The sequence below is a fragment of the Nonomuraea maheshkhaliensis genome (assembly GCF_039529435.1).
In the GTDB taxonomy this organism is placed as follows: Bacteria; Actinomycetota; Actinomycetes; order Streptosporangiales; family Streptosporangiaceae; genus Nonomuraea; species Nonomuraea maheshkhaliensis.
The window spans coordinates 176,629-193,875 of record NZ_BAAAMU010000001.1 but is presented as its reverse complement, the minus strand read 5'-3'; the positions used below and the strand labels follow the sequence as shown (position 1 = coordinate 193,875).

The 17,247-nt window shown below is 71.3% G+C and carries 17 protein-coding genes; 9 read left to right on the top strand and 8 right to left on the bottom strand.

The features are described from left to right. Window position 1: 1 nt before the first annotated feature. From ABFX54_RS00930 to ABFX54_RS00915, 4 genes are read left to right on the top strand one after another with little or no spacing between them, the layout of a single operon-like run. Window positions 2–2,182 carry a molybdopterin-dependent oxidoreductase gene (locus tag ABFX54_RS00930; protein WP_346100919.1) on the top strand — a complete coding sequence of 727 codons (2,181 nt, stop codon included), beginning with the start codon at window positions 2–4 and terminating at the stop codon, window positions 2,180–2,182. Between the two features lies 1 nt (window position 2,183). Continuing rightward, a complete protein-coding gene (locus ABFX54_RS00925; RefSeq protein WP_346100918.1) occupies window positions 2,184–2,795 on the top strand; it encodes an HD domain-containing protein in 612 nt (203 codons plus the stop codon). Window positions 2,796–2,825: 30 nt separating this feature from the next. Beyond that, entirely contained in the window at window positions 2,826–3,737 is a 912-nt protein-coding gene (locus ABFX54_RS00920) for a Rieske (2Fe-2S) protein (protein WP_245956153.1), read from the top strand. A 29-nt stretch (window positions 3,738–3,766) separates the two neighbouring features. Then, window positions 3,767–4,585: an NAD(P)H-binding protein gene (locus ABFX54_RS00915; RefSeq protein WP_346100917.1), complete on the top strand. Its 819-nt coding sequence runs from the start codon at window positions 3,767–3,769 to the stop codon at window positions 4,583–4,585. Between the two features lie 13 nt (window positions 4,586–4,598). Here ABFX54_RS00915 and ABFX54_RS00910 read toward each other — a convergent pair whose 3' ends face one another. The 4 genes from ABFX54_RS00910 to ABFX54_RS00895 all read right to left on the bottom strand — a co-directional run bounded on the left by ABFX54_RS00910 (window position 4,599) and on the right by ABFX54_RS00895 (window position 7,478). Further along, entirely contained in the window at window positions 4,599–4,823 is a 225-nt protein-coding gene (locus ABFX54_RS00910; protein WP_346100916.1) for a hypothetical protein, read from the bottom strand. Between the two features lie 23 nt (window positions 4,824–4,846). Continuing rightward, a complete protein-coding gene (locus tag ABFX54_RS00905; RefSeq protein ID WP_346100915.1) occupies window positions 4,847–5,602 on the bottom strand; it encodes a sulfite exporter TauE/SafE family protein in 756 nt (251 codons plus the stop codon). 77 nt (window positions 5,603–5,679) lie between these two features. Further along, window positions 5,680–6,603 carry an SPFH domain-containing protein gene (locus ABFX54_RS00900; RefSeq protein WP_346100914.1) on the bottom strand — a complete coding sequence of 308 codons (924 nt, stop codon included), beginning with the start codon at window positions 6,601–6,603 and terminating at the stop codon, window positions 5,680–5,682. Window positions 6,604–6,689: 86 nt separating this feature from the next. Then, complete coding sequence (locus ABFX54_RS00895) at window positions 6,690–7,478, bottom strand: ABC transporter ATP-binding protein (protein WP_346100913.1); 789 nt, start codon at window positions 7,476–7,478, stop codon at window positions 6,690–6,692. 68 nt (window positions 7,479–7,546) lie between these two features. Here ABFX54_RS00895 and ABFX54_RS00890 point away from each other — a divergent pair, with 68 nt between their 5' ends. Continuing rightward, entirely contained in the window at window positions 7,547–8,263 is a 717-nt protein-coding gene (locus ABFX54_RS00890) for a hypothetical protein (protein WP_346100912.1), read from the top strand. Window positions 8,264–8,362: 99 nt separating this feature from the next. Here ABFX54_RS00890 and ABFX54_RS00885 read toward each other — a convergent pair whose 3' ends face one another. Both ABFX54_RS00885 and ABFX54_RS00880 read right to left on the bottom strand, forming a co-directional pair. Then, on the bottom strand, window positions 8,363–8,983 hold the full coding sequence (locus ABFX54_RS00885) for a response regulator (protein WP_346100911.1): 621 nt from the start codon (window positions 8,981–8,983) through the stop codon (window positions 8,363–8,365). 31 nt (window positions 8,984–9,014) lie between these two features. Further along, window positions 9,015–10,142: a GAF domain-containing sensor histidine kinase gene (locus ABFX54_RS00880; RefSeq protein ID WP_346100910.1), complete on the bottom strand. Its 1,128-nt coding sequence runs from the start codon at window positions 10,140–10,142 to the stop codon at window positions 9,015–9,017. A 123-nt stretch (window positions 10,143–10,265) separates the two neighbouring features. Here ABFX54_RS00880 and ABFX54_RS00875 point away from each other — a divergent pair, with 123 nt between their 5' ends. The 4 genes from ABFX54_RS00875 (at window position 10,266) to serB (ending at window position 13,957) form a co-directional block, all read left to right on the top strand. Next, a complete protein-coding gene (locus tag ABFX54_RS00875; RefSeq protein WP_346100909.1) occupies window positions 10,266–10,931 on the top strand; it encodes an SDR family oxidoreductase in 666 nt (221 codons plus the stop codon). A gap of 52 nt (window positions 10,932–10,983) precedes the next feature. Continuing rightward, complete coding sequence (locus ABFX54_RS00870; protein ID WP_346100908.1) at window positions 10,984–11,991, top strand: S-adenosylmethionine:tRNA ribosyltransferase-isomerase; 1,008 nt, start codon at window positions 10,984–10,986, stop codon at window positions 11,989–11,991. 100 nt (window positions 11,992–12,091) lie between these two features. After that, entirely contained in the window at window positions 12,092–12,658 is a 567-nt protein-coding gene (locus tag ABFX54_RS00865; RefSeq protein ID WP_346100907.1) for a hypothetical protein, read from the top strand. A gap of 78 nt (window positions 12,659–12,736) precedes the next feature. Next, entirely contained in the window at window positions 12,737–13,957 is a 1,221-nt protein-coding gene (serB, locus tag ABFX54_RS00860; RefSeq protein ID WP_346100906.1) for a phosphoserine phosphatase SerB, read from the top strand. On the opposite strand, the gene ABFX54_RS00855 is transcribed toward serB, so the two are convergent. Together ABFX54_RS00855 and ABFX54_RS00850 are read right to left on the bottom strand one after the other, a co-directional pair. Then, window positions 13,954–14,421 carry a SixA phosphatase family protein gene (locus tag ABFX54_RS00855; protein ID WP_346100905.1) on the bottom strand — a complete coding sequence of 156 codons (468 nt, stop codon included), beginning with the start codon at window positions 14,419–14,421 and terminating at the stop codon, window positions 13,954–13,956. The genes serB and ABFX54_RS00855 overlap by 4 nt on opposite strands. A gap of 285 nt (window positions 14,422–14,706) precedes the next feature. Next, window positions 14,707–17,028, bottom strand: a complete 2,322-nt coding sequence (locus ABFX54_RS00850; protein ID WP_346100904.1) for a sodium-translocating pyrophosphatase — start codon at window positions 17,026–17,028, stop codon at window positions 14,707–14,709. Between the last annotated feature and the right edge of the window lie 219 nt (window positions 17,029–17,247).

Genomic DNA, 17,247 nt, shown 5'->3' with positions numbered 1-17,247 from the left:
GATGACCTCGACCGTCCACCGGACCTGCCCCCTGTGCGAGGCCGTCTGCGGCCTGACCCTCACCCTCGACGCTGGCGGGCACGTGACCAGCGTCAGGGGCGACAAGGACGACCCGTTCAGCAAAGGGTTCATCTGCCCCAAGGGGGCCAGTCTCGGGCGGCTGGACGAGGATCCCGACCGGTTGCGCAAGCCGCTGATCAGGGAGGGCGAGCTGTGGCGCGAGGTCGGCTGGGAGGAGGCGTTCGAGGCCGTCAGGGCGGGGCTGGACCGGGTCTCCGACCGCCGCTCCGTCGCCGTCTACCTGGGCAACCCGAGCGCCCACACCATGGCAGGCGCCCTGTACGGCGCGCCGCTGATCAAGTCGCTCGGCACCCGTAACGTCTACTCCGCCAGCACCGCCGACCAGATGCCGAAGCACGTGGCCTGCGGGCTCATGTTCGGCCATCCGCTGGCCATCCCCGTGCCCGATCTCGACAGGACCGACTACCTGCTGATGCTGGGCGCCAACCCGCTGGAGTCCAACGGCTCGCTGTGCACCGCGCCCGACTTCCCCGGGCGGCTCAAGGCGTTGCGGGGGCGCGGGGGGCGGCTCGTGGTGGTGGATCCGCGCCGCACGCGTACGGCCGCGCTGGCCGACGAGCACCTGTTCGTCCGCCCGGGCACGGACGCCTACCTGCTGTTCGGCATCGTGCACACCCTGTTCGCCGAGGACCTGGCCAGGCCGCTCGCCGAGGTCAACGGGCTGGCTGAGGTGCGCGAGGCGGCCAAGCACTTCCCGCCTGAGAGCGTGGCCCGGCGCACCGGGGTGCCCGCCGAGGTGATCGTGCGGCTGGCCAGGGAGCTGGCGGCGGCGCGTACGGCCGCCGTGTACGCCAGGATCGGCACCTGCACCACCGAGTTCGGCACGCTGGCCCAGTGGCTGGTGGACGTCGTCAACGTGCTCACCGGCAATCTCGACCGGCCGGGTGGCGCGATGTTCCCGAAGGCCGCCACCGAAATGCGCGCGCGGCGACGGCCGTACGGTGTCGGGCGGTGGAGCAGCCGGGTCAGGGAGTTGCCCGAGGCGAACGGTGAGCTGCCGGTGGCCACCCTCGCCGATGAGATCGAGACACCCGGTGAAGGGCAGATCAAGGTCCTGTTCACGGTGGCGGGCAATCCGGTGCTCTCCGCGCCCAACGGGGATCGGCTGGACGCGGCCTTCGGGCGGCTCGACTTCATGGTGAGCGTGGACCCGTACCTGAACGAGACCACCAAGCACGCGCACGTCATCCTGCCCCCGCCCCGCGTCCTGCAGTCGGGGCACTTCGACTTCGCGCTGCTCGGGTTCGCCGTGCGCAACTACGCGCGTTACTCGCCGCCCCTGCTGCCGCTGGACGAGCGGCCGTCGGAGGCGCAGATCCTGGCCAGGCTGGCCGTGATCGCCTCGGGGCTGGAAGGTGACCTCGACGCGTTCGTCATCGACGACACGCTGCGCAAGGCCACGCAGACGCCCGGCTCGGGGGTCGAGGGGCGCGACGTGGCGGAGCTGCGGGAGCTGCTGGACGGCGAGTCGGGCGGCGAACGGCGGCTCGACCTCATGCTCAGGCTCGGCCCGTACGGCGAGTGGGCCGGCAAGGGTGACCTGTCGCTGCGCAAGCTGCTCGACAACCCGCACGGCGTCGACCTGGGCGCGCTGGAGCCGCGCCTCGGCGAGGTGCTCAGGACGGCCTCGGGGCTGATCGAGCTGGCCCCGCCACAGCTCATGCAGGACGTGGAACGGCTGCGCGGCCGACTGGAGGAGGAGCCGCCGGAGATGGTCCTCATCGGCCGGCGCCACCTGCGCTCCAACAACAGCTGGATGCACAACGTGGGCCCGCTGGTCGGTGGCAGCAACACGTGCACGCTGCAGATCAACCCGGCCGACGCGGAACGGCTGGGGCTGGCCGGCCAGGCCGTGGTGCGCTCGGCGAAGGGCCAGGTCACGGTGCCCGTCGAGCCCACCGACAGCATCATGCCCGGCGTGGTGAGCCTCCCCCACGGCTGGGGCCACGCGGGCAGCACGCAGAGCGTGGCGGCCGGGCACGCGGGCGTCAGCGCCAACGCGTTGACGGACGAAACCACCATTGATGTTCCAAGTGGTAACGCAGTGTTCAACGGAGTTCCGGTCACGATTTCACCAACCGGGGTGATCACCGCACAATAGGGTGTCGCGCGTGACTATCGCGCCAGAAGAGGACCGCCTGAACGCCCAGATCGCCTTCGCCATCGAGATCGACAAGTTGAAGCGGGTCATCCGCCGCAACCATCTGATGGACGGCTCGCGGCGGGAGAACACCGCAGAGCACTCCTGGTACGTGGGCACGCTGGCGATGGTCCTCGGCGAGCATGCCCCACCCGGAACCGACCTGCAACGGGTGGTGGCCATGTTGTTGGTGCACGACCTGGTGGAGATCGACGCCGGTGACACCTTCATCTACGACCCCGTGGCGGTGGCCGCGCAGGCCGAGGCCGAGCGGGCCGCCGCCGACCGCATCTTCGGGCTGCTGCCGGCCGAGCAGGGCGCGCTGATGCGTGAGCTGTGGGCCGAGTTCGAGGACAGGAAGACGCCGGAGGCGAGATTCGCCAAGGCGCTCGACCGTTTCGCCCCCATCCTGGCCAACCACCACAACGAGGGCGGCACCTGGCCGCTGTTCAAGGTCACCGCCACACAGGTGAAGGAGAAGGTCCGGATCATCGAGGAGGGCTCGCCCTCGCTGGGCGCGTACGCCCTGGAGCTGGTCGAACTCTCCGTGGCCAGGGGGCACCTGCCCGAGTGACCCCCGCAAGGCCGGGGTAGGGGACTTGTCGTGAAAGAGACAGTACGAGCGAGACGTCGGCAGTTGCGGGGTTTCGCCGGGCCGGTCGCCATCGCCGATCGGCTCGAGAAGTCGAAGGCCATGGACTCGCCGATCAGGGGACTCGCCAAGGCCGTGCGCCGGCGGCTGCGCCAGGGCCGGCTGCGTGACGTGCTGCACGGCGTACCCCTCGGGGAGCCCGTGCACCCGCCGCTGGCGACGGTCTCCCTGGGCTGCTGGCTCTCCACGGCCGTGCTGGACCTGGCCGACGCCGATCCACGCGCCTCGCGCCTGCTGCTGGCCACCGGCCTGATCAACGCGCTGCCCACGGCGGCGGCGGGGCTCACGGACTGGTCCTCGCTCCACCGCGAGCAGCAGCGGGTGGGTTTCGTCCACATGCTGGCGAACGCGGCCGCGCTCGGCCTGTTCTCCGCCTCCCTGCTGGCGCGCCTGCGCGGGCACGAGCGGCCCGGCCGGATGATGTCGTACGCGGGGCTCGCCGTCGGCGGGCTCGGCGCCTATCTCGGCGGGCACCTGGCCCATCGCCAGGCGGCGGGCGCCAACCACGCGCCGCAGGTGACGCACCTGGTGCCGCTGGGCTGGCACGACCTGTGCCCGCTCAAGGACCTGCCCGACGGCCGGCCCGTGGCCAGGCGGCTCGGCTACATCCAGCTCTTCGTGCTGCGCCAGGGCGAGGGCGTCACCGTGCTGGCCGACCGGTGCCCACATCTGGCGGGTCCGCTGCACCAGGGCAGGCTCGTGATGGAGGACGGCGAGGCGTGTGTGGTGTGCCCGTGGCACAGCAGCACGTTCCGGCTGTCCGACGGATCGGTCAGGCACGGGCCCGCGACCGCGCCCGCGCCGGTGTTCGAGACGCGGATCAGGAGGGACGGCACCATCCAGGTGCGGCCGGGGTTGACCTGAAGTTTGGTTGAGGTCCTACGGTCGGGGCCATGAGCAAGATTCTGGTGACCGGCGCGACCGGCAACGTCGGCAGTCATGTGGTGTCCCAGCTCGCCGGGGCGGGGCTGGAGGTACGGGCGTTCGCCAGGCGCCCCGAGCGGGTGCGGGCGGATGTGGAGGTCGTCCAGGGCGACCTGTACGAGCCCGAGACGCTGGAGCCCGCGCTGAAGGACGTCGAGAGCGTGTTCCTGCTCTGGCCAGGCTTCACGACCGGCAACGCCGCCGAGGTGGTCGCGGCCGTCGCGCGGCACGCGCGCCGGGTGGTGTACCTGTCCGCGCTGGGCGGCGACGGCGCTCCGTCGCACTACGCGGAGATCGAGGAGCTGATCAGGCGCTCCGGGCTCGGGTGGACGTTCCTGCGGCCGGGCGGGTTCGCGGCCAACACGCTGGGCTGGGCGGGGCAGGTCAGGCAGGGCGTGGTGCGCTGGCCGTACGGGGAGGCGTCCAGGGCGCTGATCCACGAGCGCGACATCGCCTCCGTAACCGTGCACGTGCTCACCTCGGCCGGGCACAACGGGGCCGCGTACGCGCTCACCGGGCCCGAGGAGCTGACCCAGGCCGAACAGGCGCGCGTGATCGGCGAGGCGATCGGGCGCGTGGTGCGCTGGGAGGAGCAGCCGGTCGAGGAGGCGCGCGAGCGGCTCTTGGCGGCGTGGGGGGAGCCGGCGTTCGTGGAGAGCGCGCTGAGGACCTGGGAGAGCTTCGTGACGCGCCCTGAACGGGTCACCGGCACGGTGGAACGGCTGCTCGGCCGGCCCGCGCTGACCTTCCGCCAGTGGGCGGAAGACCACGCCGCCGACTTCGCCTGATCCGGGGCCCGCTTCAGTCGGGGGAGTCGGCGGGGTGTTCGACGAGGGCGAGGATGCGGCTGGACATGAACCTGGCCGTGCGCACCGGTGTGCCGGTGCGCGTCACCTCGCTCACCTCCACGAGCCCCCGCCGGTTGGCCACCTCGACCCGCCGCCCGGCGCGGGTGGCCGTGATCTCGTACGTGCGGGGGGACGAGTCCCCCGCGTCGATGACGATCTCCACCCGGTCACCTTTCATGACCGAGTTATACCCATCCCGACTTATCCGTACACCAGTACGATAATCGCCATAAGTCCCACGAAAACGATGATCGCCCGCAGCACCCGCGCCGGGATGCGCCGCCCCAGCCTGGCCCCCAGGAACCCGCCCGCGACGGCGCCCAGCGCCACCCCCGCCACGGCCGCCCAGTCCACCTCCGCCACCACCACGAACAGCAGCGCGGCCACCCCGTTGACGATCAGCGCGAGCACGTTCTTGGCCGCGTTGACCCGCTGCAGGCCGTCGTCGAGGAAGATGCCGAGCAGCCCGATCAGCAGCACGCCCTGCGCGGCCCCGAAGTAGCCGCCGTAGATGCCCGAGGCCAGCACGCCCACCCACAGCGCCGCCCCGCCGTGCGCGTGGGGCTGCTCGCGCCGCGCGGCCACCCACGCGTTCAGCCGGGGCTGCGTCATGACGAGCACGCAGGCCACCGCGATCAGCACCACCACCACGAACTCGAACACGTCCGGATCGAGGAACAGCAGCAGGATCCCGCCGATCAGCGCCCCGAGCGCGGAGGCCGCGCCCAGGCGCAGCAGGCGGTCACGCTGGCCGCGGAGCTCGGCGCGGTAGCCGTACGCGGCGGTGTAGGAGCCGGGGACCAGGCCGATCGTGTTGGAGACGTTGGCGGTGACCGGATCGACGCCGAGCGCCACCAGCGTCGGGAACGTGATCAGCGAGCCCGACCCCACCACCGCGTTGATGGCGCCGGCCACCATCCCGGCAGCGCAGATCGCGGCCAGTTCCCATCCGGTCACGCAGACCCCCCGCTCGGACCGCAGCCGCGTCGACGTGCCCGGTCAAGGCCGCGGCGGCAGTCCGTTCGGCAGGGTTCTCACCGGGGGTCCTGGTCTTTCGGGGGAGTGAAGAGGCCGCCAAGGTTCTCCAGGACCTTGCCCATCTCGGATGGGACGATCCAGATTTTATTGGCGTCGCCCTTGGCGATCTCCGGCAGGGTCTGCAGATACTGGTACGCCAGCAGGTGCTGGTCCGGATTGCCCTCGTGAATGGCCTTGAACACCATGCCGATCGCGTCCGCCTGCCCCTTGGCCCGCATCGCCTGGGCCTCCGCCTCCGCCTGCGCGCGCAGCACGGCCGCCTCCGCCTCGCCGCGCGCCCGCAGCACCGACGCCTGCTTCTCGCCCTCGGCCGCCAGGATCGCCGCCTGACGCTGTCCCTCGGCGGTCAGCACGGCGGCGCGCTTGTCGCGGTCGGCGCGCATCTGCTTCTCCATCGAGTCCTGGATGGAGGCGGGCGGGTCGATGGCCTTGAGCTCGACCCGGTTGACCCGGATGCCCCACTTGCCGGTCGCCTCGTCCAGCACGCCGCGCAGGGCGGTGTTGATGTCCTCCCTGGAGGTCAGCGTGCGCTCCAGGTCCATGCCGCCGACCACGTTGCGCAGCGTGGTGACCGTGAGCTGCTCGACGCCGGTCAGGAAGTTCGCGATCTCGTACGTGGCCGCCTTCGGATTGGTGACCTGGAAGTAGATGACGGTGTCGATGGACACCACCAGGTTGTCGGAGGTGATCACCGGCTGCGGCGGGAACGACACCACCTGTTCCCGCAGGTCGATCAGGTCCTTGATGCGGTCGATGAACGGCACCACCAGGTTGAGCCCCGGGGTCAGCGTGCGGTGGTAGCGCCCGAGGCGCTCGATGATGGCGGCCGTGGCCTGCGGGATGATGCGAATCGTCCTGGCCACTCCGAAGCCCACCGCGGCGACCACGACGATGGCGACGATGAGCTGTTCGACGGACATGGCGACGCTCCGGAGCCGAGGAAACCGACTCCGCAGATCCTATGGGGTTTCAGGTTTGGGCGTCTTTTATCGTCATAAATGGTGATCTAGTGAGCGCGCGCGTACCAGCGGCCCTCGGCGCTGCGCTCCAGTGAGAGCGGCACCCCGAACGTCTCGGAGAGCGTGTCGGAGGTCATGACGTGGTCGAGCGGCCCCTGGGCCACCACCGAGCCGTGGCGCAGCAGCAGACCGTGGGTGAACCCGGCCGGCACCTCCTCCACGTGATGCGTCACCAGCACCAGCGTCGGCGAGCGGTAGTCGCCGGCCAGCAGCGACAGGCGGCGCACCAGGTCTTCCCTGCCGCCCAGGTCGAGCCCGGCGGCCGGCTCGTCGAGCAGGAGCATCTCGGGGTCGGGCATGAGCGCCCGCGCGATCTGCACCCGCTTGCGCTCGCCCTCCGACAGGGTGCCGAACCGCCGCCTGATCAGGTGGGCCGCGCCCAGCATGTCGATCAGCTCGACGGCCCTGGTGACGTCGTTGGAGTCGTATTCCTCCGTCCAGCGACCCATGATCCCGTACGAGGCCGTCAGCACGAGGTCGATGACCTTCTCCTCCGGCGGGATGCGCTCGGCCAGCGCGGCGCTCGCCAGCCCGATCCTCGGCCGCAGGTCGAACACGTCGGCCTGACCCAGCCGCTCGCCCAGCACCTCGACCACACCGTCACTCGGATAGAGCAACGTGGCCGCGACCTGCAGCAGCGTGGTCTTGCCCGCGCCGTTGGGACCGACGACGACCCACCGCTCGTCAGCGTTGACCGTCCAGTCGATGCCGCGCAGCAGGGCCGCTCCGTCGCGCCTGACGGCGACGTCCTGGAGCCGCAGCACCTGACCACCCATCCCCGATACCTCCTTAGGAGTCACCCTCGGGACAAACCTATTGCAGGGCGAGCGCTTATCGTGGATCGGTGCGCCCTGAATCGACTGTCTGCCCATCCCTGGTCGCCTGGGGCAACGCGTGGCTGTCCGGTCACGTCGGCCTCGATGAGGCGGCTGACCACGTCGAAGCCGCCGGCGGGCCCGTCGTCGCCGGCGACGTCCCCTTGCGTAAATACCTCGCAAACCTGCGCGGCGGCGGCCTGCGCGAGGTGCGGCTGGCCCTGCCCGCCCCGGGCGATCCGCTCGGGCTGTCGGGGCCCGCGTCGTTCAACTCCGCCGCCGTCGACGCCGGCCAGGCCGTCATCGCCGTGCTCGGCGACCGCAACCTCGGGCTCGTGCCGGTGCCCGACCTGCGCGGGTCGTCGTACGTCGGCGTGCGCCTGGAGATCCACGACGCCGGGCCCGTACGCCATGACCTGCCCACGCTGTCGGAGGCCGAGCGGGAGCTGTCGGACGCGATCCGCGCCGCCACCGAGGCCCTGACCTCGGTCGACGGGCCCGCCCAAGACCGCCCTGAACGGACGCCACGCGGCGGTGAGCTCGCGCCCGGCTATCCTGGCCGGGCGCATCGGGTCTCCGCCCTGGCCACCCGGCTGGCCGCCGTGCTGCGCCTGGCCCACGAGCGCGGCCTCACCTCGGGGCAGGTCGCCGCGCGGGCGGCCGCGCTGCGCGAGCTCGACCGGGCGGTGCGCCGCGCGCTCGTGGCGGCCCACCACGCGATCTTCGAGCCGGTCAGGAACCAGTAGCGGCCCGGCCGGCACCCCCGGCACGGCCACCCGAGCCGCCCGCACTGGCACCCGAGCCACCCTCTTCGGGACCTTCCGCGTCATCCCCCGGTCGCTCGCTCAGCCGAGGCCGTGGCGGACGGCGTAGAGGGCGGCCTGGGTGCGGTCCTGCACCCCGAGCTTCATCAGCACGTTGGAGACGTGGGTCTTGACCGTCTTCTCCGCCACGGCCAGGCTCCGCGCGATCTCCCTGTTGGACCGCCCGGCCGCGATGAGCGCCAGCACCTCGCGCTCGCGCTCGGTCAGCGGCACCGGCGCGGGCACGGCGCCGCCGCCTCTGGACGACAACATCGCCTCGGCCGCCTCGGGGGCGAGCAGCACCTGCCCGCCGTGCACCGCCCGCACGGCCTGGACGAGCGCGGGCGGATCGACGTCCTTGTAGAGGAACCCGGAAGCCCCCGCCCGCATCGCCGGCCCCACGTCGGACGGGTCGCTCACCGAGGTCAGCACCACGATCCTGGTCGGCGCGCCGCTCAGCCGCTCAAGCGCGCCGAGCCCGTCGAGCACCGGCATCTTCAGGTCGAGCAGCAGCACGTCGGGCGCCAGCTCCGCCACCAGCTCGACGGCCTGGGCCCCGTCGGCGGCCTCGCCGACGACCGTGATGTCCTCCTGGAGGTCGAGGAACGTGCGCAGCCCCTGCCGCACCACCGGATGGTCGTCGGCGATCAGCACCCGGATCACCCGACCACCTCCACCGGATGGTCGTCCGCGATCAGCGCCCGCATCCTCCGCCCACCTCCACTCGCACGATGGTGCCGTTGCCGGGAATCGACTCCACGGTCATGACGCCGCCGATGGACTCGGCCCTGTCGCGCATCGAGGCCAGCCCGAGCCCGCGTGACTCCCCGGGTTCGAAGCCCTTGCCGTCGTCGCTCACCTCCAGCGTCAGCCCGCCGTCCGTGGCGCACAGGCGCACGGAGACCAGGTCGGCGCTGGAGTGGCGGAGCGCGTTGTGCAGCGCCTCCTGGGCCACCCGCAGCACCGCCACCTCCACCTCCGGGTCGAGCGGCGCCAGGTCGCCGCACTCGAACGTGACCAGGGCCGGATGGAGCCGGTCGAGCATGCGCACGTGCTTGCGCAGCGTCTCGGACAGCCCGTGCCGGTCGAGCTCGGCCGGGCGCAGCTCGACGATCACCGCCCGCAGCTCCGCCAGCGCCTCGCCCGCCAGCCGCTGGACCCGGTCGAGCTCGGCGGCGGCCTTGTCGGGCGCCTTGGCCAGCAGGTCGCCGGCGGCCTGAGCGGAGAGCCTGAGCGAGAACAGCTTCTGGGTGACCGCGTCGTGCAGCTCTCTGGCGACCCTGTTGCGCTCCTCCATCATGGCCAGCTCGCGCCCGCGCTCGTAGAGCCTGGCGTTGATCAGCGCGATCGAGGCGTGCGCGGCGAACAGCGTGAGCAGCTCCTCGTCGTCTCGCGTGAAGCCGCCGCCCGAGCGCTTGTTGGCCAGGAAGATGATGCCGAGCACCCGCCCGCGGTCGCGGATCGGCATGCCGAGGAAGTCACGCATCACCGGATGGGCCTTCGGCCACCACTCGAACCTCGGATCGCTGCGCAGGTCGGGCAGCCTGACCGGCGCGCCGTCGCGGAGCATCGCGCCGAGCATGCCGTGCTGCCTGGGCAGCGGGCCGATCGCCTCCCACTGCTTGTCGGTCAGGCCCTCGGCGACGAACTCGGCGAACGAACCGTCGTCGTCGGGCACGCCGAGCGCGGCGTAGCGGGCGTCGAGCAGGCGCTGCGCCGAGCGTACGACGACCTGCAACACCTCGCGGACCGACAGGTGGCGGGTGACCGCGAGCACCGCGGAGCTCACCGCCTGAAGGATCTCGTCCCGGTCTGAGGTCACGGCCCCACTCTATGGTCCGGCTCCGACAGAACCACGGGTCCCCGGACCTAGGACGATGTGCCCAGAACGGGGCGGGTCCACAGCCCGATGTGCCGTGCCCGCGGCGTTCCTAGCGTCGGTTTCATGACGAACACGACGAAGACCGCACTCATCACCGGAGCCTCCCGCGGGCTCGGCCTCGCGCTGGCGCGCTCCCTGGCGGCCGCGGGCTGGAACCTCGTCCTCACCGCCCGCGGGACCGCCGAGCTGGAGCGGGCCGCCGCCGAGCTGGGCGCGACCGCGATACCGGGCGACGTCACGGACCCTGAGCACGTACGGCGGCTGGCCAGGGCGGCGCCCGAGCTGGACCTGCTCGTCAACAACGCCAGTGACCTGGGCGTGACGCCGCTGCCGCCGCTCGCCGGCTATCCGCTGGAGGCGTTCAGGGTGCTGCTGGAGACGAACGTGACCGCGCCGCTCGCCCTCGTCCAGGCCACGCTGCCCGCGCTCCGGGCGTCCGGCGGCGCGATCGTGAACGTCACCTCGGACGCCGCCACGGGCGCGTACGAGGGCTGGGGCGGCTACGGCGCCACCAAGGCCGCGCTGGAGCAGCTGTCCAACGTGCTGTCGGCCGAGGAGCCTGGCCTGCGCGTCTGGTGGGTCGACCCGGGCGAGATGAACACCCGCATGCTGGCCGACGCCGTGGGCCGGGAGGAGGCGGCGGGCGCGGCCGACCCGGCCAAGGTGGCGGCCGCGCTGGCCGAACTGGTGAGCTCCCGCCCGGCCAGCGGCAGGGTGAGCCTGCAATGACCGCCGTGCCGGACTTTCTGGGGCTGGACTCTCTGGGGAAGGTGAGCCTGCGATGACCGCCTCGCTGGACTTCCTGCTGCCGCCCGGTCTGTCGGCCACGGAACCGCCCGAGGCCAGGGGGCTGGCCAGGGACGCCGTGCGCCTGATGGTCTCGCGCGGCGCCGCCGAGCCGGGCCACCACCACTTCAGCGACCTGCCGCGGCTGCTGGATCCGGGCGACCTGATCGTGGTGAACAACTCGGCGACCCTGCCGGCCGCCGTCCGGCTGGACCGCCTGGCCGTGCACTTCTCCACCGCGAGGAACGACGGGACGTGGCTGGTGGAGCTGCGCCGGCGCACCTCGAAAGCGTCGGAGCCGTACGCGGGCGGCGAGCCGGGCGAGTGGCTGCCGCTGCCGGGGCGGGCCACGCTGCGGCTGATCGAGCGGGAGACGCCGCGGCTGTGGCGGGCCGAGCTCGACCGGGACGTGCCGGCGTACCTGCGGGTGCACGGCACGCCGATCCGCTACTCGTACGTGGAGCGGGACTGGCCGATCGAGGCGTACCAGACCGTGTTCGCGACCGTGCCGGGAAGCGCGGAGATGCCGAGCGCGGCCAGACCGTTCACCGCGGAGCTGGTGACGGCGCTGGTGGCACGCGGGATCGGCATCGCGCCGATCACGCTGCACACGGGGGTGGCCTCGCCGGAGAAGGACGAGCCGCCCTACGCGGAGCGGTACGAGGTGCCCGCGTCCACCGCGCGGCTGGTCAACCTGACCAGGGCGAACGGCGGGCGGGTGGTGGCGGCGGGGACGACCGTCGTACGGGCGCTGGAGACCGCCGCGGGGGCGGACGGCCTGGTCACGGCCGCCGCGGGCTGGACCAGGCACGTGGTGACGCCCGAGGGCGGCGTACGGGCCGTCACGGGGTTGATCACGGGTCTGCACGAGCCCCGCTCCAGTCATCTGCTCATGCTGACCGCCATCGCGGGGCGGCCGGCACTGGCCCGCGCGTACGAGGAGGCGTTGCGTGAGGGATATCTGTGGCACGAGTTCGGCGACACGCACCTGATACTGAAGTAATCGGCTTTACATAGATTTTGCATACGTGATAGGAAAAGCCGACATTCACGGGGGCTTAGTCTGTCGCGTCCCCGCATTCCTCTCACAACGGAGACGTTGAATGCATAACTCGGTTACCAAGGTCGCCTCGCTCGGCTTACTCGCGGGCGTCCTGCTCCTCCCGGCGGTTCCGGCCGCCGCCACCACGACCGCGAGCAGCACCACCGCGGTCAGCGCGTCCGTCCTGGACGACCCGTTCAACGTCTTCAAGGTGACCGTCAAGGCCCCGAAGAAGGTCAAGGCCGGGGGCAAGATCACGTACCAGGTCAAGGCGCTCAACACGGGCCCGTACGAAGCGGACGTCTGGTTCCTCGGCGGCCAGTTCCCCAAGGGCGTCGACCTGAAGCGGGTCAGCTACCGCAGCAGCGTCAAGAAGACCCAGTGCTTCTCCGAAGGGCGGGCGTTCCTGTGTTTCGCGCCCAAGACCGTGAAGAAGGGCGAGTCGGTCTCCTTCTCCTTCTACACGAAGCTCACGAAGAAGGCGAAGGGCACCCAGACCGCGGCGCTCGGCATCATCTCCTATGACGTCCAGACCGGCATGGAGAACCTGAGCAAGGAAGAGCTGGACCGGCTCGGAATCCCGGCTCACGGCTACCTCAAGGCGGTCAAGACCACGATCGTCCGCTAGTTCCCGCACCCTGCGCCCGTGCCCGAATGCCCAACCTGCTTCACGAGCATCGGACCGGGCGCAGTACCGTGGCTGGATGTGGACCAGCGCACCCTCCTGATCACACTGACCGGCCCTGATCGCCCGGGCGTCACTTCGCGTCTTTTCTCGGTTCTGTCGAAGTTTCCGGTGGCCGTGGCGGACATCGAGCAGGTCGTCATCCGAGGCAGACTCACCTTGGGCGTGCTCGTGGCGTACACGGGCGGCCCCTCGACCGGCACCGGCACCACCCTCGGCGCGATGTGGACCGCCGTCGAGAGGGTGGCCGAAGACCTCGGCATGGAGGTGGAGCTCTCCACCGGATCGACGGCCAAGGAGGCGCGCCGCCGCGGCCGCCTGTCGGTCAGCGTGCTCGGCGCCACCCTCCAGCCGGCCGCCATCGCCGGCATCGCCGGCCGCATCGCCGCCGCCGGTGCCAACATCGACCGCATCGAACGCCTCGCCCAGTGGCCCGTCACCTGCATCGAGCTGTCCGTCTCCGGCGCCGACCCCGACGCGCTGCGCGTGGAGCTGGCCGCCGAGGCCGCCGCGCAGGAGGTCGACGTCGCCGTGCAGCGCACCGGCCTGTCCCGCCGGGCCAAGCGCCTCATCGTCATGGACGTCGACTCGACCCTCATCCAGGGCGAGGTCATCGAGCTGCTCGCGGCGCACGCCGGCTGCCTGGAGGAGGTCGCCCGGGTCACCGAGGAGGCCATGCGCGGCGAGCTCGACTTCGCCGAGTCCCTGCGCCGCCGGGTGGCGCTGCTCGAAGGACTGCCGGCCGAGGTGTTCGAGCACGTGCGCAAGGAGGTCGTGCTCACCCCAGGGGCGCGCACGCTCGTCCGCACGCTCAAGCGGCTCGACTACCGCTTCGCCATCGTCAGCGGCGGCTTCACCCAGATCACCGACGGGCTGGTCGAGGAGCTCGGCATCGACTACTCGGCGGCGAACGTGCTGGAGGTCGTCGACGGCCGGCTGACCGGGCGCGTCGTCGGCGAGATCGTGGACCGGCCGGGCAAGGCGCGGGCGCTGGAGCGGTTCGCGCGCGAGGCGCGGCTGCCGATCTCGCAGACGGTGGCCATCGGCGACGGCGCCAACGACCTGGACATGATCGCGGCGGCCGGGCTCGGCATCGCCTTCAACGCCAAGCCCGTCGTACGCCAGGCGGCCGACACCGCCGTCAACACGCCCTACCTCGACTCGATCCTCTACCTGCTGGGCATCTCGCGCGACGAGGTCGAGGCGGCCGACGCCGAGGACGGCGCGCTGACCGGCTCCTAGTGCTCCTTGGGGTCCCAGTGGGAGATCAGGCGGCCCTCGCCCGGGTGCAGCTCCTCCCACGGCGACTCCACCCCGATCACCGCGTACGCGCCCGGCCGGAACGTGTAGTCGCCCGCGGCCAGCGCCACGGCCAGCTCGTGCACGCCCGGGTTGTGCCCGCACAGCACCACCGTGCCGAGGCCGGGGTCGGCACGGCGGACCAGCTCCAGCAGCTCCTCCGGGTACGCCTCGTAGATGTCGCGCTCGTAGCTGATCTCCGCGCCGGGGAAGGCCAGCTCGGCGGTGCGCCTGGTCCTGAGGGCCGGCGAGCAGAGCACCACGTCGGGGTCGAGGCCGACCGCCCTGAGCTCGTCGCCCGCCCGTCTGGCGTCCCGCTCGCCGCGGTCGGTCAGCGGGCGCTCGCGGTCGGCCAGACCGGGCACGTGGGCGGCCTTGGCGTGACGCAGCACGATCAGAGTACGCACGAGGTCATCCCGTCTTCGAGGCCCAGACGGCCAGCCCTACGATCACGGCCAGGACGGCGAGCATCCCCAGCAGGATGAGGCCCAGGGTCTTTCCGCCACTGGGCGGCTTGTCATCGTTCACGCGCCCAGTTTCCCATCGAGGGGGCCTGGGGCCGCGCCCGGCTCGGGTGCGGCCAGGCGCGCATGCGCGAGACACCCCGCACATGCGGCGAGGCACCCGCTCCCTTCGCCATCGGGGAGCGGGTGCCTCGGTGTCTCTTCGTGCCGGTTACCTCGGGCGAACGGTCACGTCGCCACGGGCTCGTGCTCGCGGTCGTTGTTGTTGTCGCTGGCCGGCGCGTTGCTCACGGAGCGCCGCTTGGAGATGACGATGGCCGCGACCACCACGCCCACCGCCACCACGGTGATGCCGATGCGCAGGCCCGGGTTGCCCGCGTAGAGCACCACGGCCGGGGCCACCAGCAGCGCCACCAGGTTCATCACCTTGATCAGCGGGTTGATGGCCGGGCCCGCGGTGTCCTTGAACGGGTCGCCGACCGTGTCGCCGATGACCGTGGCCTCGTGCGCGGGGGAGCCCTTGCCACCGTGGTGCCCGTCCTCGACGAGCTTCTTGGCGTTGTCCCAGGCGCCGCCGGAGTTGGCCAGGAAGACGGCCATCAGGGTGCCGCAGGCGATGGCTCCGGCCAGGAACGCGCCCAGTGGCGCGTAGCCCAGCGCGAAACCGACCGCGATCGGCGTCATGACCGCCAGCAGGCCGGGCGTGGCCAGCTCGCGCAGCGAGTCGCGGGTGCAGATGTCCACGACGCGGCCGTACTCGGGCAGCTCGGTGCCGTCCATGATGCCGGGATGGTTGCGGAACTGGTCGCGTACCTCGAAGACCACCCGCATCGCGGCCCGTCCGACGGCCATGATCGCCAGGCCGGCGAACAGGAACACGACTGCCGCGCCGATGATGAGCCCGACGAGCACGTTGGGGTTGTCGATGCCCAGGTTGAAGTTCTGGAAGCTGCCCAGCGCGCCCTTGATCGCCGCGTCGGCCTTGGCCAGCTCCAGCTCCACGGCGGTGCGGAAGGCGCCGAACAGCGCCGTGGCCGCCAGCACCGCCGTGGCGATGGCGATGCCCTTGGTGATCGCCTTGGTGGTGTTGCCCACCGCGTCGAGGCTGGTCAGGACGCGGGCACCCTCACCCTCGACGTCGCCCGACATCTCCGCGATGCCCTGGGCGTTGTCGGAGACGGGGCCGAAGGTGTCCATCGAGACGATGACGCCGACCGTGGTCAGCAGGCCGGTGCCGGCCAGGGCCACCGCGAACAGCGCGATCGTCACGTTCCCGAAGCCGAGCAGGAACGCGCCGTAGACCGCGCCGCCGATGATCAGGGCCGAGTAGACGGCCGACTCCAGGCCGACGCTGATGCCGGCCAGGATGACGGTCGCCGGGCCGGTGGCCGAGCTCTCGCCGATCTCGCGTACGGGGCGGCGGTTGGTCTCGGTGAAGTAGCCGGTGAGCAGCTGGATGGCACTGGCCAGCACCAGGCCGATGAGCACCGCGCCGATGGCGATGAGCCTCGGGTCGGCGTCGGACTGCACGCCGGCGTTGGTCAGGCCGGAGAAGCTGCTCGGCAGGTACCAGAACGCCGCCGCGGCGACGAGGACGGCCGAGATGGCGGCCGAGATGAAGAAGCTGCGGTTGATCGCCGCCATGCCGTTGCGGTCGCGGTCGCGCATCCCGGTGACGAAGATGCCGATGATCGCGGTGATGACGCCGATCATCGGGACGATCAGGGGGAACACCAGCCCCTGCTCGCCGAAGGCCACCTTGCCCAGGATGAGGCTGGCGACCAGCATGACCGCGTACGACTCGAACAGGTCGGCCGCCATGCCGGCGCAGTCGCCGACGTTGTCGCCCACGTTGTCGGCGATCGTGGCCGCGTTGCGCGGGTCGTCCTCGGGGATGCCCTGCTCGACCTTGCCGACCAGGTCGGCGCCGACGTCGGCGGCCTTGGTGAAGATGCCGCCGCCCACTCGCATGAACATCGCGAGCAGCGCCGCACCGAAGCCGAAGCCTTCGAGCACGCCCGGCGCGTCGCCCTGGTAGACGAACACGACCACGGCCGCGCCCAGCAGGCCGAGGCCCACCGTGAACATGCCGGCCACACCACCGGTGCGGAAGGCGATGCGCATGGCGCGCTTCTCGCCCGAGTCGTTGGCCGCGGCGGCCACGCGCACGTTTCCGCGCACGGCCAGCCACATGCCCATGAATCCGGTCAGCGCGGAGAAGACCGCACCGACCACGAAGAAGATGGAACGTCCGATGCGGACGTCGGTTTCTCCAGGTAGCAACAGCAACAGGAAGGGAATCACGACGACGAAGATCGCCAACGTGCGGAACTGACGCGTGAGATAAGCGGCGGCGCCTTCTTGTACGGCACGCGCGATGTTCTGCATGCGTTCGGTGCCCTGGCCGGCGGACAGCACTTCGCGCACCAGGCCGCCGGCGACGGCTAGCGCGATCAGTGCGACCGCGGCGACCACGATCACGATGGTGAGATTGTTTGCGCTCAGGGCCAGATTGGACGCTGGCTCCGCTGCCAGCATGTGCCTGCTCATCGTTCTCCTCGGCAAGACCGGTCGTCCTGCCCGGGCGGTGCTGCAGTCTTCCTCGGCGGGTGTTGCGGCACCATCCGGGTTGTGGGTGCCGCTTCCGGTTGAATCCGCGTTCCGCCGGATCACCTTGGCCGGTGCCGGGAGTCTACGCAGGCACTCCGCGGATATGAAGGCTCTCGCGCCCGCTAATTGTGGCAGTGTCTAGTAATCCCCTGCCAGTGA

Excerpts from the sequence above, each read along its gene's own strand:
- ABFX54_RS00930 (WP_346100919.1), top strand. The coding sequence starts at position 2 with ATGACCTCGACCGTCCACCGGACCTGCCCCCTGTGCGAGGCCGTCTGC.
- ABFX54_RS00915 (WP_346100917.1), top strand. The coding sequence starts at position 3,767 with ATGAGCAAGATTCTGGTGACCGGCGCGACCGGCAACGTCGGCAGTCAT.
- ABFX54_RS00910 (WP_346100916.1), bottom strand. The coding sequence starts at position 4,823 with ATGAAAGGTGACCGGGTGGAGATCGTCATCGACGCGGGGGACTCGTCC.
- ABFX54_RS00900 (WP_346100914.1), bottom strand. The coding sequence starts at position 6,603 with ATGTCCGTCGAACAGCTCATCGTCGCCATCGTCGTGGTCGCCGCGGTG.
- ABFX54_RS00895 (WP_346100913.1), bottom strand. The coding sequence starts at position 7,478 with ATGGGTGGTCAGGTGCTGCGGCTCCAGGACGTCGCCGTCAGGCGCGAC.
- ABFX54_RS00875 (WP_346100909.1), top strand. The coding sequence starts at position 10,266 with ATGACGAACACGACGAAGACCGCACTCATCACCGGAGCCTCCCGCGGG.
- ABFX54_RS00870 (WP_346100908.1), top strand. The coding sequence starts at position 10,984 with ATGACCGCCTCGCTGGACTTCCTGCTGCCGCCCGGTCTGTCGGCCACG.
- ABFX54_RS00865 (WP_346100907.1), top strand. The coding sequence starts at position 12,092 with ATGCATAACTCGGTTACCAAGGTCGCCTCGCTCGGCTTACTCGCGGGC.
- ABFX54_RS00850 (WP_346100904.1), bottom strand. The coding sequence starts at position 17,028 with ATGAGCAGGCACATGCTGGCAGCGGAGCCAGCGTCCAATCTGGCCCTG.